12 protein-coding genes and 1 pseudogene are annotated in these 14609 nt (G+C 67.8%); all 13 read left to right on the top strand.

All coding sequences use genetic code 11. The annotated features are described in order from the left end of the window. Nucleotides 1-297, top strand: a pseudogene (locus FMP39_RS37895) (hypothetical protein); the annotation flags it as partial. Continuing rightward, the gene (locus FMP39_RS10335; RefSeq protein WP_011553809.1) at nt 294-1436 is read left to right on the top strand and encodes an acyl-CoA dehydrogenase; all 1143 of its coding nucleotides are present in this window, start codon (nt 294-296) and stop codon (nt 1434-1436) included. The pseudogene FMP39_RS37895 and the gene FMP39_RS10335, both read left to right, overlap by 4 nt. A gap of 5 nt (nt 1437-1441) precedes the next feature. Beyond that, nucleotides 1442-1894 carry an AgmX/PglI C-terminal domain-containing protein gene (locus tag FMP39_RS10330; RefSeq protein ID WP_141589757.1) on the top strand — a complete coding sequence of 151 codons (453 nt, stop codon included), beginning with the start codon at nt 1442-1444 and terminating at the stop codon, nt 1892-1894. A 10-nt stretch (nt 1895-1904) separates the two neighbouring features. Beyond that, nucleotides 1905-3050: an acyl-CoA dehydrogenase family protein gene (locus FMP39_RS10325; protein WP_141589756.1), complete on the top strand. Its 1146-nt coding sequence runs from the start codon at nt 1905-1907 to the stop codon at nt 3048-3050. Between the two features lie 369 nt (nt 3051-3419). Next, nucleotides 3420-5132: a 30S ribosomal protein S1 gene (locus tag FMP39_RS10320; protein ID WP_002639616.1), complete on the top strand. Its 1713-nt coding sequence runs from the start codon at nt 3420-3422 to the stop codon at nt 5130-5132. 237 nt (nt 5133-5369) lie between these two features. Beyond that, nucleotides 5370-7772 (top strand): WD40 repeat domain-containing protein, encoded by a 2403-nt coding sequence (locus tag FMP39_RS10315; RefSeq protein WP_141589755.1) that lies wholly within the window; start codon nt 5370-5372, stop codon nt 7770-7772. Nucleotides 7773-7993: 221 nt separating this feature from the next. After that, a complete protein-coding gene (locus tag FMP39_RS10310) occupies nt 7994-9175 on the top strand; it encodes an acetyl-CoA C-acetyltransferase (protein WP_141589754.1) in 1182 nt (393 codons plus the stop codon). 81 nt (nt 9176-9256) lie between these two features. Next, complete coding sequence (locus tag FMP39_RS10305) at nt 9257-9955, top strand: CoA transferase subunit A (protein ID WP_090492653.1); 699 nt, start codon at nt 9257-9259, stop codon at nt 9953-9955. 11 nt (nt 9956-9966) lie between these two features. Then, nucleotides 9967-10623, top strand: coding sequence for a CoA transferase subunit B (locus tag FMP39_RS10300; protein ID WP_141589753.1), 657 nt, complete (start codon nt 9967-9969; stop codon nt 10621-10623). A 62-nt stretch (nt 10624-10685) separates the two neighbouring features. Next, nucleotides 10686-11054, top strand: coding sequence for a TIGR02266 family protein (locus tag FMP39_RS10295; protein WP_090492651.1), 369 nt, complete (start codon nt 10686-10688; stop codon nt 11052-11054). Between the two features lie 7 nt (nt 11055-11061). Further along, nucleotides 11062-12357 (top strand): class I SAM-dependent RNA methyltransferase, encoded by a 1296-nt coding sequence (locus tag FMP39_RS10290; RefSeq protein WP_141589752.1) that lies wholly within the window; start codon nt 11062-11064, stop codon nt 12355-12357. A gap of 253 nt (nt 12358-12610) precedes the next feature. Next, a complete protein-coding gene (locus FMP39_RS10285; RefSeq protein ID WP_140862901.1) occupies nt 12611-14008 on the top strand; it encodes a VWA domain-containing protein in 1398 nt (465 codons plus the stop codon). Nucleotides 14009-14041: 33 nt separating this feature from the next. After that, nucleotides 14042-14551, top strand: coding sequence for a hypothetical protein (locus FMP39_RS10280; protein ID WP_141589751.1), 510 nt, complete (start codon nt 14042-14044; stop codon nt 14549-14551). Nucleotides 14552-14609: the final 58 nt, after the last annotated feature.

Here is a 14609-nt window from a genome sequence, read left to right as displayed (position 1 = left end):
GGTTCGGGGGGCGTGGCCGGGCTGGGGTTGTCCTATGACTTCATCGAGCGGCACCCGGACACGGTACCGTGGACCCTGTCCGTGGTCGTGCGGCGGGCATGGACAGGGGAGGGGAACCGGCTGGACGTCAGCCTCGACGTCACGGTGCCCCTCAATATGTTCTGGGGTACTCCCGGGGAATCCCGGGTCTCAGGCGACCGGACGGTGTCTCACCGGCACGCCACGGCGCGCTTCCGCGCACGCGCCGCGTCTTCGCTGTTCCAGAGGGAAGCCCCTCATATTATGGAGGTTCCATGAACTTCGAGTTGACCGACATCCAGCGTGAAATCCAGCGGATGACCCGCGAGTTCGCGGCCAAGGAGCTCATCCCCAACGCCCGCAAGTGGGACGAGCACCACGCCTGGCCGACCGACGCGGTGAAGAAGCTGGCCGAGCTGTCCCTGCTGGGCGTGGCCGTTCCCGAGCAGAACGGCGGCGCCGGGCTCGACAACGTCTGTTACGCCATCGCCATGGAGGAGATCAGCCGCGGCTGTGCCTCCACCGGCGTCATCATGAGCGTGAACAACTCGCTCTACTGCGATCCGATCATGAAGTACGGCACGGATGCGCAGAAGGAGCAGTTCCTGGCGCCCTTCGCCCGGGGCGAGAAGCTGGGCTGCTTCGGCCTCACCGAGCCCGAGGCCGGCAGCGACGCCGCCGCGCAGAAGACGGTCGCCGTGCGCAAGGGTGACGAGTACGTCATCAACGGCTCGAAGAACTGGATCACCAACGGCCCCAAGGCCGACGCCATCGTCCTGATGACGATGACCAACAAGGAAGCGGGCCACAAGGGCATCACCGCGTTCATGGTCCCCACGGACACCCCGGGGTTCATCCGCGCCGAGCCGGACAAGAAGATGGGCATCAGCGCCGCCTGGTCCTGCTCCATGTTCTTCGAGGACATGCGCGTGCCGGCCAAGTACATGCTCGGCAAGGAAGGCGAGGGCTTCAAGATCGCCATGAGCACGCTGGACGGCGGCCGCATCGGCATCGCGTCGCAGGCGCTGGGCATCGCGCGCGCGGCGTATGAGGAGGCGGTGCGCTACTCCGGTGAGCGCAAGTCCTTCGGCAAGCCCATCCGCGAGCACCAGGCCATCCAGTTCATGATCGCCGACATGGCCACGGAGATCGACGCGGCCCGGCTGCTCGTGTGGCGGGCGGCCCTGCAGAAGGACAAGGGCGTGCGCCACAGCGCGGAGAGCGCCATGGCCAAGCTGTACGCCAGCGAGATGGCCAGCCGCGTGGCGAACAAGGCCCTGCAGGTGCACGGCGGCATGGGCTACAGCAAGGAGATGGACGTGGAGCGCCACGTGCGCGACGCGCGCATCACGGAGATCTACGAGGGGACGAGCGAAATCCAGCGCATCGTCATCGCCGCCAACCTGCTGAGGGAGTAACCGTCATGACTCGAGCGCTTCTCTCCGCAGTCGTCCTGGCCTCGGCGGTTGCGCTCGCGCAGGGCGCCGCCCCCGCGAAGGCGCCCGCCGGTGGCAAGTCCGCCGCCACGACGCCGGCCCCCGCCAAGCGAGAAGGGCCGGACGTCGACCGGATGCCCTTCACGCCCGACTCCATCCGTCAGGTCGTCCAGTACCACCAGCGCCGCATCCAGGAGTGCTACGAGGACCACATGGCGGAGAAGGACCGGACGGTGGAGGGGCGGCTGATGACGACCTTCACCATCGACGCCAACGGTCTGGTGAAGGACGCCCGGGTGGTGAAGAAGACCAGCACGCTCAAGGACCCGAGCCTGCACGACTGCGTACAGGCCGTCCTGTCGTCCATGACCTTCCCGAAGCCTCCGGATGGCACGGACCGCCCCATCGAGTACCCGTTCAACCTCAAGGCCATCGAGTAGGACAACCGCCGTGAACCTCGAGCTCACCGAGACGCAGACCCTCATCCGCGACACCGCGCGCAAGTTCGCTCGCGAGCGCGTGGCCCCCCTGGCCCGGACACTGGACCGCGAAGAGCGCTTTCCCACGGACCTCTTCCGGCAGTTGGGCGAGATGGGACTGCTGGGGGTGAACCTCCCGGCGCGCTACGGCGGTTCGGAGGCCGGCGTGGTGGCCTATGCGCTGGCGATGATGGAGATGGCCGCGGCCGACGCGTCCACGTCGGTGGCCATGGCCGTCACCAACATGTGCGGCGAGCTCATCAACGCGTTCGGCACCGACGCGCAGCGCGAGAAGTACGTGACGCGGCTGGCGTCCGGCGAGGCCATCGCGGGCTCGTTCGCGCTGTCCGAGCCCCATGCGGGCTCCGACCCCGGCGCGCTGCGCACCACCGCGGTGCGGCGCGGGGACGTGTGGGTCCTCAACGGCAGCAAGCAGTGGATCACCTCCGGCGCGTACGCGGGGGTGATGGTGGTGTGGGCGCGCACGTCCCCCGCCGGCAACAAGGGCTTGTCGTGCTTCATCGTCGAAGGCGGGACGAAGGGGCTCATCATCGGCAAGCACGAGGACAAGATGGGCCTGCGCTCCTCGAACACGGTGTCGCTCACGTTCGAGGACTGCGAGGTTCCGGCGGAGAACCTGCTGGGCGCCGAAGGGCAGGGCTTCAAGCTGGCCATGGTGGCGCTGGACGGTGGGCGCATTGGCATCGCGGCGCAGGCTTGCGGCGTGGGGCGCGCGGCGCTCGAGGCGACCGTGGCCTACGTGAAGGACCGTCAGGCGTTCGGCCAGCCCATTGGCGAGTTCCAGGGCCCGCGCTTCATGCTCGCGGACATGCAGACGCAGCTGGAGGCGGCGGAGCTGCTGACGCTGCGCGCGGCGTCCATGAAGGAGAAGGGGCAGCCGTTCTCCCGCGAGGCCTCCATGGCGAAGCTCTTCGCCAGCGAGATGAGCAACAAGGTGGCCGACAAGGCCGTGCAGCTCCACGGCGGCTACGGCTACATCGACGAGTTCCCGGTGGAGCGGTACTTCCGCGATGCCCGCGTGCAGACCATCTACGAAGGCACCAGCGAGGTGCAGCGGATGGTGATCGCCCGCGAGAGCTTCAAGCTCCAGGGCTGACGGCCGGGAAGAAATCCAGGCCGCCGACGGTTGAGCGCGGCCCGGTTCAGGCCCTGGAATTTCAGGGCCTTGGCCGCTCGTTCGCGCACCAGGCTGGGGGCAGGCATCCTGCGGACCGGGGCTGCGCGGCAGGGCAGGCGTTCTTAACTAGGAGCCATTGACAGCTCCGGGGTAGGACATCCACCCAACAGCACAGGGGGCACGAGCTCGCTTGACTACCGGAATCACCGGTGTCTAGGGTGCGCGGCTTCCATCAAATCAAGTCCTCAATGAGGAGGACGAACGTCACTGCCCGCTGCTCCCCGCAGGCCGCGACGGAAAAACCACCATCAGGGGGCAGTTGTACCGGTTTCAAAGGACTTCCATTTCATGCAGCAGAACGTGAACCAGCAGGTCGGGATGGACGGCGGCGACGAAGACTTTGCCGCAATGTTCGAGGCCTCGCTCAAGGAGCGCGGTGGTGACGGCATCCTGAAGGAAGGGGAGATCGTCAAGGGCACCGTGGTCCAGGTGACGAAGGACTTCGCGATTGTCGACATCGGCTACAAGTCCGAGGGACAGGTCCCGATCTCCGAGTTCACCAACCCTCGCGGAGAGGTCTCGGTTCAGGCCGGTGACCCCGTCGAGGTCCTCCTGGAGAGCCGCGAGAACGACACCGGCATGGTCGTCCTCTCCAAGGAGAAGGCCGACAAGATGCGCATCTGGGACGAGATCAGCGCCGCCTGCGAGCGCGATGAGATCGTCAAGGGCACCATCGTCGGTCGCGTGAAGGGCGGCCTGTCCGTCGACATCGGCGTGAAGGCGTTCCTGCCCGGCTCGCAGGTTGACATCCGCCCCGTGCGGAACCTTGACCAGTACATCTCGAAGGAATTCGAGTTCAAGGTCATCAAGTTCAACAAGAAGCGCGGCAACATCGTCCTCTCCCGCCGCGTGCTCCTCGAGAAGCAGCGCGAGGAGATGAAGAAGGAGACCCTCAAGAACCTCAAGGAGGGTGCCGTCCTCAAGGGCGTGGTCAAGAACCTCACCGACTACGGTGCGTTCATCGACCTGGGCGGTATCGACGGTCTGCTCCACATCACGGACATGTCGTGGGGCCGCATCGGTCACCCGAGCGAGATGTTCAACGTGGGTGACGAGGTTCGCGTCGTCGTCCTCAAGTTCGACCCGACGCAGGAGCGCGTCAGCCTGGGCCTGAAGCAGATCCAGGAGGACCCGTGGCACCGCGCCGACGAGAAGTACCCGGTCGGCACGCGCGTCCGCGGCAAGGTCGTGTCCATCACGGACTACGGCGCGTTCATCGAGATCGAGCAGGGCGTCGAGGGTCTGGTGCACGTGTCCGAGATGTCCTGGACCAAGCGCCTCAAGCACCCGTCCAAGATCCTGGAGGTCGGCCAGGAGGTGGAGGCCGTCGTCCTGGACATCGATCCGAAGGCCAAGCGCATCGCGCTGGGCATGAAGCAGATCGAGCAGAACCCCTGGACGCTGCTCGAGGACAAGTACCCGATCGGCTCCGTCATCAAGGGTCAGATCCGCAACGTCACCGACTTCGGCGTGTTCGTCGGCGTCGAGGAGGGCGTGGACGGCCTGGTGCACGTCTCCGACATCTCCTGGACGGTGCGCATCAAGCACCCGGGCGAGATGTTCAAGAAGGGCGACGAAGTCGAGGCGGTGGTGCTCAACATCGACGTCGAGAACGAGCGCTTCAGCCTGGGCATCAAGCAGCTCCAGCCGGACCCCTGGGAGACGCTGTCCGAGCGCCTGCCCGTGGGCAGCCGCGTGAAGGGCAAGGTCACCAAGGTCACCGACTTCGGCGCGTTCGTGGAGATCGAGCCGGGCATCGAGGGCCTCGTCCACGTCTCCGAGCTGAAGGAGGAGCGTGTCGAGAACCCGCGTGACGTGGTGCAGGAGGCGCAGGATGTCGAGGTGAAGATCATCGACATCAACACCCCGGACCGGAAGGTCGCGCTGTCGATGAAGGCGCTGATCGGCGAGGGCGAGGACTACCGCGAGTACCTCCGCAAGCAGGCGGAAGGCTCGAAGGCGCGCCTCGGCGACGTGATGGCGAGCAAGCTGAAGAAGTAGTCTTCAGCCGCACGCGCCAGCACGGCGAGACGGCCGGGTTCCCGAGAGGGGGCCCGGCCGTTGCCGTTTCGGGGCGGGGCCTGCTATGCAAGACGCCGCGCGCTACGGGGCCGAGCGCGCGGGGGACAATCCATGTCTGTTCGTTCTGTTGCCTGGGGCAGTCGCTCCGGGGTGGCCTGCGCGCTCATGCTGAGTGCGGTGTTTGCTTGTTCGGATGGAAGCAGCCCGAATCCCTCTGTGTCCCGCCCTCCGGGCCAGGCACGCATCGAGGTCCCCGCCGTAGGGCTCACGGCGGGATTGCCGGGAGGCTTCCGGTGCATCGCCGAGGATCCGGACGGTGACGCGCTGACCTATGCGTTCGACTGGGGGCGCGCGAAGGCGGAGGTCAGCCTGTCCGAACGTGTTCCCAGCGGCACCGCCGGTGACGTGGCTCCCGTCTTCCAGACGAAGGGGCAGTTCTCGGCCCGCTGCCGCGCGGTCGATACCCACGGACAATTGGGGGCGTGGTCCGAACTCGTGGCCTTCACCGTCGAACCGGCTCCACCCCAGGATGATGGGAAGCGGACGCTGGCCGTCGAAGTCTTTGGCGCAGGGCGGGTCACGAGCACGCCGGAAGGGCTGAGCGGCTGCACGGGCCCGTGCATGGCGCGCTTCGATGTGGGGACCCAAGTCACGCTCCAGGCGGAGCCCGCGGAGGGATGGCGATTCACCGGATGGATGCGCTGCGGGCCAGAGCAGACGCCCCATGTCATCCAAGTCGAGCAAAACCGGCGCTGTGGTGTGGGGTTCGCGCCAATGCTCGAGCACTCCGCGCTGTGGAGGCAGTCAGGTGCTCGGCACCCCATCGCTGTGGCCTGGAGCCCGGACGGGGTCCTCCTCGCGGTGCTGGATCGAGTCGGGGGGGAGGGCTCACTGCGCATCTGGAATGCGCAGCTCGGCCACGTCTCCCGGGTGATTCGGGTGGAGGGCTCCGACATTCGTGCCGTGGCGTGGGGGCCCAGGAGGGAGGACCTGGTCGCCGGCTTCGAAGATGGGCAACTGGCCCGGATCGACCCGAACACAGGCGCGCCTGTCCAGCGTTGGCGCGCCCATTCGGGCCGGGTGGTGGGCGTTGCCTGGAACCCGGACGGCAACGAGTTCGCCAGCATCAGCAACCTGGACACGGGCGGCGGGGAAGTGCGCTTCTGGTCCGCGGACACGGGGACGGAGCGCCGGGAACCCTTGCTGACGGAGTATCCCGTCCACCAGATCCACTGGAGCCCGGATGCACGCCGTATTGCACTCGAGGTGCAGGGCGAGATGGTGGAGATCCACCCGCTTGCCCCAGCCGGGCCGCTCTACCGGCAGAGCAATGCCCATGGCTTCGCCTGGAGCCCGGACGGAGCGCGGTACGCGGTGAGCAGCTTCCGCTACGTGCGAGTGTATGAGGCAGCGACCCACGAGCAGCAGGCCATGTGGACAGGTCCGTGGGGCCTGCTCGCCCGTCTGGACTGGAGCCGCACGAAGGATTGGCTCGTAGCGGTGGATGGACTCCGATCGCTGACGGTCCTGGAGGCAAACACCGGGACGGTGGTGGCGGATGGCTTCGAGCCTCTCCCCAACCCGCTGAGTGCATCCGGCTACGACGCTGTGCGGTTCAACCCGGTCGACAACACGTTCGTCGCGATGGAGAGGGAGCCCGCCGCGGTGTCCGTCTTCCAGGTGGATGAGGAACGCGCGCGCGTGCGGCGCACTGAGTTGCTGGCGCATCTGCGGGCGGTCAACGCCACGGCGTGGAGTCCTGCGGGAGAGCGGCTGGCATCGGCCGGCAGCGAGGGCAAGGTCCGACTCTGGAGCGATTCAGGCCAGGCGCTGGGAGCGCTGGACGGCCATGGGGGGCGAGACGTTCGTGCCTTGGGGTGGAGCGAGGAGGGCACGCGACTCGCGACGGGAGGCGATGACGGCCGGCTCTGCGTCTGGGACGCGAATGCGGGCACCCGGGTGCGCACGCCTGTCGTGCTGACGCCGTGGTCTCATGGACAGCAATCCAGGGTGGAGCACGCCGCGCTGACGCCAGACGGCTGGACCCTTGCGGGCGCAGGCACGACGTTTTCGCCCACCGGGAGGAAAGGAACCGTCCAGGTCTGGGACGTGGGCAGCGGCACGGAGCTGCTGCGCATCCCAGAAACGCCGAGCCCTGTCGTTGAGCTGGAATGGACGCCCAATGGAGCGTCGCTGATCATCGTCTACAGCCATGGGGCGTGGGACCTCTGGCACCGTGCGTCCGGTGTCCTTCGACACATGGAGCCCGGGTTGCCGGGCATCGTGGCCGCCGCGCTCAACCCCGACAGGACGCACCTGGCGCTGAGCACCAGTGATCGGCTCGCTGTCCTGGAATTGAGCACGGGTGCCTTCGTTGCGAGCGCCAGTACCTGGCTCATCCAACTGGCTCTGGCGTGGAGCCCGGATGGCACGCGGCTCGCCAGTGGCGGCGAAGGAGGATTGCTCTTCACCTGGGACGTCCGTGAAGAGGGCGCGTTCCAGCCCACTGTCATGGGCGCCCACGAAAGCACGATCCTGGGCATCTCCTGGCGGGGGGACGGCAAGGTCCTCACGACGGGCGGATGGGACGCGGAGCTGTTCTCCTGGCGTGCCCACTAGAAACCATCCGACCGGTAGGTTGGGCAGGGGCCCGCCCAGCACACCGCCAGCCTTCGTGACTTCGCGCGGTTACGAGGGTTGGCGCGTTGCGTCGTGCACAGTGGACGCTCACGCCCGTGTGACGAGCAAGGATGCTTGAACTCAGGGAAGTGGCCGGTGATAAGGGCCCCCGACACTGTTATCGAAGAGCATCCGCACATCCTCAAGAGGAGGCAGGTTTCATGGCTCGAGACGTCGTCATCGTGGGCGCGGCCCGTACCCCCATTGGTGCCTTTCAGGGCGCGCTCGCCAAGCTGACGGCCCCGCAGCTGGGCGCGATCGCGATCAAGGCGGCGCTGGAGCGCGCGGGCGTGAAGCCCGAGGCCGTTCAGGAAGTCATCATGGGCTGTGTGCTCACCGCGGGCGTGGGCCAGGCGCCCGCTCGCCAGGCGGCCATCTTCGCCGGCCTGCCCGAGACGGTTCCCGCCACCACGCTCAACAAGGTCTGTGGCTCCGGCCTCAAGGCCGTCAGCGCGGGCGCGCAGGCCATTGCCCTGGGTGACGCGGACGTCGTCGTCGTGGGCGGCATGGAGTCCATGAGCAACGCGCCGTACATCAGCCACGCGATGCGTGGCGGCGCGCGCATGGGCAACGTGGAGTTCAAGGACGCGATGATCCACGACGGCCTCTGGGACGTGTACGGCAACGTCCACATGGGCATCTGCGCCGAGGAGTGCGCCACGACGCAGGACATCAGCCGCTCGCAGCAGGACGAGTACGCGCTGGAGTCCACGCGCCGCGCCATCCAGGCCCAGAAGGAAGGCCTGTTCAAGGCGGAGATCGTCCCGGTCCAGATTCCGGGCAAGAAGCCGGAGGACGTCGTCACCGTCTCCGACGACGAGGGTCCCCGCAACGCGAAGCCGGAGAAGATTCCGGGCCTGAAGCCGGTGTTCAAGAAGGACGGCACGGTGACGGCCGCCAACGCGTCCTCCATCAACGACGGCGCCGCGGCGCTGGTGCTGATGAGCGAGGAGCGCGCGAAGGCCGAGGGCCGCGCCATCCTGGGCCGCATCACGGGCTACGCCCAGGCGGCGCGCAAGCCGGTGGAGTTCACCATCGCGCCCACGGACGCCATCAACAAGCTGCTGAAGAAGCAGGGCATCAGCGCAGGTGACGTGGACCTCTGGGAGATCAACGAAGCGTTCGCGGTGGTGTCCATCGCGAACAACCGGCTGCTCGGCCTGGACGTGTCGAAGGTGAACGTGCGCGGCGGCGCGGTGGCGCTGGGCCACCCGATTGGCGCGTCCGGCGCGCGCGTGCTGGTGACGCTGCTGCAGACGATGCAGGACCTGGACAAGAAGCGTGGCGTCGCGTCGCTCTGCATCGGCGGCGGCGAGGGCATCGCGCTGATGGTGGAGCGCTGAACTTCCTCTCCCGATAGGGGAGGGGCACGGGGTGGGGGCCTGCCAAGGGCCGTCACCCCGTTCGCACATGCGGGAGGGCGGATGAACAAGGTCTACGCGAACGCGGACGAGGCGGTCGCCGACATCCCGGATGGCTGCACGCTCATGAGCGGCGGCTTCGGGCTGTGCGGCAACCCGGAGAATCTCATCGAGGCACTTCACCGGAAGAACGTGAAGAACCTCACCATCATCTCCAACAACTGCGGCACCACCGAGCTGGGGCTCGGCATCCTGCTTCAGAACAAGCAGGTGAAGAAGATGGTGTCCAGCTACGTGGGAGAGAACAAGGAGTTCGAGCGGCAGTTCCTCTCCGGTGAGCTGGAGGTGGAGCTGAACCCGCAGGGCACCCTGGCCGAGCGCATCCGCGCGGGCGGCTGCGGCATTGGCGGCTTCTTCACCCCGACGGGCGCCGGCACCCAGGTGGCCGAAGGGAAGGAGACGCGCGTCATCGACGGGCGGCTGCACGTGCTGGAGACGCCGCTGAAGGCGGACTTCGCCATTGTCCGCGCGTGGAAGGCGGACCGCTGGGGCAACCTGGTGTTCCGCAAGACGGCGCGGAACTTCTCCCCGATGATGTGCATGGCGGCCAAGGTCACCATCGTCGAGGCGGAGCACATCGTGGAGCCGGGCGAGCTGGACCCGGATCTGGTGCACATCCCGAGCATCTTCGTGAAGCGCATCGTCCAGGCGAAGAACCTCCAGAAGTGGATCGAGCGGCGCACCGTCCGCAAGTCGGCCTGAGGAGCCCAGCCATGCCACTGACTCGTGAACAGATTGCACAGCGCATCGCCCAGGAGCTGCAGGACGGCTTCTACGTCAACCTGGGTATCGGCATGCCCACCCTGGTGGCCAACTACATCCCGCCGGGCATGGACATCGTGCTCCAGTCGGAGAACGGCCTGCTGGGCATCGGCCCCTGGCCCCTGGAAGGCCAGGAGGATCCGGACCTCATCAACGCCGGGAAGGAGACGGTGACGGCGGTGCCCGGCGCCGCGTTCTTCGACTCGGCCCTGTCGTTCGGGATGATCCGCGGCGGCCACATCGACATGGCCGTGCTGGGTGCCATGGAGGTCAGCGAAGAGGGCGACCTGGCCAACTGGATGATCCCCGGAAAGATGATCAAGGGCATGGGCGGCGCCATGGACCTGGCCGTCGGTGCCCAGCGCATCTTCGTGGCCATGGAGCACGCCAACAAGGACGGCAAGCCCAAGATCCTCAAGAAGTGCTCGTTGCCGCTGACGGGCCTCAAGTGCATCCACCACATCGTCACGGACCACGCGTACATCGACGTGACGCCGCAGGGGCTCATCCTGCGCGAGGTGGCACCCGGAGTGACGGTGGAGCAGGTGCAGAAGCTCACCGAGCCGAAGCTGACGGTGGCCCCTGACGTCCGTGAGATGAAAGTCTGAGCGTGTGGGGATAAGGTGCACCGCCGCGGGCGTCGTACGAACCCCGCGGCGGAGCGCTTCCCATGGCAGACAGTCCCAACACCTCGACCCCTCATCCCCGCGCGCCCCGTCTCGAGTACGAGCTGCCGGTGGCCTACCGCAGCGTCTCTGGCTTCGTCACCGACTGGGCGGTGAACCTGTCGAAGGGGGGCCTCTACATCAACACCGACAAGCCGCTGGCCGTGGACACGGTGGTGCGGCTGTTGGTGACGCTGCCCGGCGCGCACTTCCCCGTGGAGCTGAAGGGGCGGGTGACGCGCACCAATGCCGTGGGCGTGCCCGCGCCCCAGTCCCCAGGGATGGCGGTGGAGTTCCTGGACGTTGATGAAGACAAGCGAACGCGTATCGCGGAGTTCGTGGAGCGCCTGCGCTCGGAGCTCCCGCCCGAATAGCGCCTGAATGTTGCCGCTACCCGAACTTCCCATCGAATTGACCATCGAACGCCTCGGCCAGCTCGGCGAAGGCGTGGCCTCCTGGCAGGGGCGCACCGTCTTCATCCCGGGGACCTTCCCGGGTGACACCGTGCGCGTCCACCTGGAGACGCAAGGCCGTGTGCTGCGCGGCATCCTGCGACAGGTGGTGTCGCCAGGCCCGGACCGGCGTGACGCGCCCTGCGTGTACGCGTCCGACTGCGGCGGCTGTGACTGGCTGGGGCTGGCCGAGCCCGCCCAGCGCAGCGCGAAGCAGGAGATCGTCCTCTCCACCCTGGAGCACCTGGGGCACCTGGCTCGGGACAGCTTCATTGTGCGTCCGCTGCTGGTGGCCCCACGCGACTGGGGCTACCGGCGCCGCGCGGTGCTGCACCCCGCGGGCAAGGGCGCGCTGGGGTACTTCGGCCGGCGCAGCCACGAGCGCGTGCCCGTGGAGGTCTGCGGCGCGCTCACGCCCGTGCTCGCGGCGCTCCCCGGCAAGCTGGCCCCGCTGCTCAAGCCCCTGGCGAAGGATGCCGAGGAAGTGCTGCTGCTGGCGGAAGGGGACAAGGCCGCGTTCGCAGTGAACCTCAGCGGCCCGGTGACGGCGCGTCACCTGGAGGCCGCCGAGGCGGCCGTGCGCGCCCTGCGGCTGGAGGGCGCGGTGCTGACGCCGAAGGAAGGCTCGGCTCGGCTTCTTGGCAAGCCGGCGCTGCGCTCCTACTCACCGCTGCGGCCGGAAGTCCTCCTGTACCTGCGGCCGGATGCCTTCGCGCAGGCCCATGCCGAGGCCAACGTGGGGCTGGTGACCTCGGCCGTGTACGAGCTGGGGGCTCGCGAGTCCGACACCGTGCTGGAGCTGTATTCGGGCAACGGCAACTTCACCTTCCCACTGGCCGGAACCGCCGCGTCCGTGCTGGGCGTGGAGTCCTCCCCCGTGGGCGTCGAGCTGGCCCAGCGGAGCGCTCGCGAGGGTGGGGTGACGAATGTGCGCTTCATCCAGGGCGACGCCCGCAAGGTGTGCGACGGGCTGGTGGCCGAGCAGCGCCGCTTCGATGTGTGCCTCGCGGACCCGCCGCGCGCGGGAGCCCCGGGCCTGGCGAAGTGGATGACCGCCTTGGGCGTGCGCCGCGTGGTGTACGTGGCGTGTGACCCGGCATCCCTGGCTCGGGACGCCGCTGGCCTGGTTGCCGCGGGCTACAAGCCCCTGGCCCTCCAGGTGGTCGACATGTTCCCTCAGACGCATCACGTCGAGGCCGTGATGTCCTTCGAGCGACCAGCCTGAATCGCCCCGACACGCACTGTCAGTCTTTGCGGCGTTGAGCAGCGAGATTCGGGCGCCCTTCGGCACTCAAGCCAGGGTTTGCCCGATTCTCCTCTGAAACCGCAGTGGGTGGTCCGCAACTTCGTCCCGGGATAAGCAGTAATTCAGTAGATTTTAGTGATTACACCGCGTGTACCAGGGAGGCAGGCGTCCGCTCGCTTCATGGTTGTGCATTCCCGATTGCGCGCGGGCCATCCCCGGACATGATGGTTGCGTGGATGCCCGCATCGTCGAGTTCGCCGAGGTCCTTCGCCAGAACGGTGTGCGTGTCAGTACGTCCGAGGTCCAGGACGCGCTGCGCGCCACGTCCGAGGTAGGCCTCAAGGATCGGAACCTGTTCCGTTCGGTGCTCCGCACCACGCTGGTGAAGCGCGAGCTGGACGTGGACACCTTCAACCGGGCCTTCGAGTTCTACTTCTCCGGCGCGGCGAGGACGTTCGAGGACATCGACAAGTCGCTGGCGCAGCAGTTGGAGGAGGAAGGCTACCTGGAGGGCGACCTGCTGAAGATGGTCCTCATCCAGATGCACCAGCTCCTCCCGGAGATGTCCCCCCTGGCCCAGGCCGTGCTGATGGGAGACCGGGCCCGGCTGGCGCAGATCTTCCGGATGGCCTCGCTGCAGCTGGACCTGTCGCGGATGGAGAGCCCGCTCCAGGCCGGGTTCTTCTCCCGGCGCATGCTGGCGGCGGCTGGGGCGGACAAGGCCCGGAACGACATGAAGTCGCTCGAGGACGAGCTGCGAGCCCGCGGCCTCACCCCGGAAGGGGTGGAGATTGTCTCGCGCCATGTCGCGGCCGCGATGCGGAAGATTGAGGACGCCGCACGCCAGGAAGTGAAGCGCCAGGCGGAGGCCCGCATTCGCCGCCGCACCGACACCGCCGCGGACAAGCCGCTGCACCTGCTCACCCAGGCGGAGGTGGACCAGATGGAGTCCGCCGTGCGCACCCTGGCGGAGAAGCTGCGCAGCCGGCTCATCCGGAAGCAGCGCTCGCACCGCAAGGGGGCCCTCAACGTGCGGCGCACCCTGCGCCGGAACCTGCCGTGGGGCGGGGTGCCCATGGTGCCCCAGTTCCGCAGCCGCCGCCCCGAGCGCCCGGAGCTGGTGGTGCTCTGCGACGTGTCCGATTCCGTGCGTCAGGCCTCACGGATGATGCTGCTGTTCATGCACACGATGCAGTCGCTCTTCGTCCGCGTGCGCTCGTTCGTCTTCGTGTCCGACGTGGGCGAGGTGACGCAGTACTTCAAGGACCTGGAGGTCGACGCCGCCATCGACATGGCCACCGCGGGCAAGACGGTGTCCCTGAGCGCGAACTCCAACTACGGCCGCGCCCTGGCCGACTTCACCCGGGACCACCTGGGCAGCATCACCCGCCGGACCACCGTGATGGTGATTGGCGACGGGCGGAACAACTACAACGCGAACAACGCCTGGGCCCTCAAGGACCTGCGCCGCAAGGCAAAGCGGCTCTTGTGGATCTGCCCCGAGGAGCGTGGCAACTGGGGCATTGGCGACAGCGAGATGCTCACCTACGAGAAGCACTGTCACCAGGCCGTTGTCGTCACCTCCGTGTCGGACCTGGCCCGGATCGCCGACCAGCTCGTGCCCGCGTAGTCCCGGGCCCATTCCCCCGCAAGGCACCTCCCCATGTCTTCCTTCCTCTTCGACGACAACGGCTTCCAGGACGTCCCCAACCGGGAGTCGTCCACCGACCTCACCGCCGCCGACGACCGGACCCTCCGCTGGGCCGCCCCCCCGCTGGACGCGGCGATGCTCGACGCCCTGGTCCGCTACCAGCAGACCTACCTTGCCCGGGCCTCCGGGCAGGGAACGGAGACCCTGGCCAAGGCCCACACCGAGGCCCTGGCCGCGTCCGGGCTGGATCCCAAGACGGCGGAGCAGGGCAGCGCGCTGCTGCGAGCCTTCGGCGGGCGGCGCTGGGCGGTCCGCAAGCTCCAGGACAAGCTGGGGCAGCTCCAGGGCGGCGCGGCGGACGAGCTCAAGGGCCGCATCCAGGACGAGCTGGCCAAGCAGGAGCGCGAAACCAATGCCCTGGCGCGGCGTTACGGCGAGGACGCCCTGGTGCTGCTCCGGGCCCGCGAGGCGGAGCTGGTGGACCTGCACACCCGCCTGACGCACCTGCTCAGCCGGGGATGAAGGCGGGCGGGCGGCTGGTTGCATTCCGCGTCCGGCCATCGGATAAGGGCACGTACTT

Source organism: Myxococcus sp. AB056 (assembly GCF_006547365.1).
GTDB lineage: Bacteria > Myxococcota > Myxococcia > Myxococcales > Myxococcaceae > Myxococcus > Myxococcus virescens.
This window is presented reverse-complemented; position numbering and strand designations above follow the sequence as displayed.